1 protein-coding gene is annotated in these 929 nt (G+C 65.8%); it reads right to left on the bottom strand.

The features are described 5' to 3' along the window. Positions 1-795, bottom strand: a complete 795-nt coding sequence (locus tag AAH979_RS43065) for a SigB/SigF/SigG family RNA polymerase sigma factor (RefSeq protein ID WP_346263883.1) — start codon at positions 793-795, stop codon at positions 1-3. Between the last annotated feature and the right edge of the window lie 134 nt (positions 796-929).

Raw genomic sequence — 929 nt, forward strand, 5'->3', positions numbered from 1 at the left:
TCAGTACGTGTCGGCGAGTTGGCCGCGGAGTTTGGTGAGGGCGCGGGTGAGGAGGCGGCTGATGTGCATTTGGGAGACGCCGATGTGTTCGGCGATTTGGGATTGGGTGAGGTTGCCGTAGAAGCGGAGGGTGAGGATTTTCTGTTCGCGTTCGTCGAGGGTGGCGAGGGCGGGGCCGAGGGCGACGCGGAGTTCGGCGAGTTCGTATTCGTTGTCTTCGGTGCCGAGGAGGTCGCCGAGTTCGGTGGTGCGGTCGCCGTCGCCGGTGGGGGTGGATAGGGAGACGGCGTTGTAGGCGCGGGCGCCTTCGAGTCCTTCGAGGATTTCTTCTTCGGTGTGGTGGAGGTGGGTGGCGATGTCGGTGATGGTGGGGGAGCGGCCGAGGGTTTGCAGGAGGGTGCTGTTGGCTTCGCTGATGGCGAGGCGGAGTTCTTGGAGGCGGCGGGGGACGCGGATGTCCCAGGTGCGGTCGCGGAAGTGTCGTTTGAGTTCGCCGATGATGGTGGGGATGGCGTAGCCGGCGAAGTCGACGCCGCGGGTGGGGTCCCATTTGTCGATGGCTTTGATGAGGCCGACGGCGGCGGTTTGGGTGAGGTCGTCGGTGGGTTCGCCGCGTCCGCTGTAGCGGTGGGCGAGGTGGTGGGCGAGGGGGAGCCAGGCTTCGATGGCTTTGTCGCGGAGGGTGGGTCGGGAGGGGTGGTGGGTGGGTAGGGCGGTCATGGCGTGGAGTAGGTCGGTGGCGGTGTCGGTGAGGGTGGGGTTGTCGGCCCGGGTGGTGGTTGTGGTGGTGGTCATGGTGGTCCTCCCTGCACTGGGTTGTGGCGGGGATGGGGTTGTCTGGTGGGTGGTCGGGTGGTGGGTTGTTGTGTGGCTGTTCAGGCATCACCTTAGCCCGTTGGTATTGGTTGAGGCTAGCCGAACGGCTGATG

The sequence above is a fragment of the Plantactinospora sp. ZYX-F-223 genome (assembly GCF_039649625.1).
GTDB lineage: Bacteria > Actinomycetota > Actinomycetes > Mycobacteriales > Micromonosporaceae > Plantactinospora.

Excerpts from the sequence above, each read along its gene's own strand:
- AAH979_RS43065 (WP_346263883.1), bottom strand. The coding sequence starts at position 795 with ATGACCACCACCACAACCACCACCCGGGCCGACAACCCCACCCTCACC.